This window comes from Shewanella sp. 4t3-1-2LB (genome assembly GCF_017368415.1).
GTDB lineage: Bacteria > Pseudomonadota > Gammaproteobacteria > Enterobacterales > Shewanellaceae > Shewanella > Shewanella fodinae.
In genome coordinates this window covers 1-255 of the sequence record NZ_JAFNJD010000187.1, presented here as the reverse complement: position 1 = coordinate 255, position 255 = coordinate 1, and the positions used below count along the sequence as shown (strand labels likewise).

Genomic DNA, 255 nt, shown 5'->3' with positions numbered 1-255 from the left:
CTAGCATGCTTTTTGATGTATCAGGCCTAGAGCAAATAGCACTCGTCATTTTGATTAATTTGACGTGGTCAGCCAAAGATAAACCGGATGATCTGCTTGATAAACTAATCGCGAAAAAGCAATTAGCAAATTCCAATTTTCTCAGTTGTTGCGTGGATGAAGTTGCTTGGTTTCACACACATAATCTTAAATACCCAGATATCAGAGTAAGTATGCAACGCATACTTAGTTTGCCACCGAATCAACAAGCAAAAG

1 pseudogene is annotated in these 255 nt (G+C 38.4%); it reads left to right on the top strand.

The features are described 5' to 3' along the window. Positions 1-255, top strand: a pseudogene (locus J3L11_RS19240) (hypothetical protein); the annotation flags it as partial.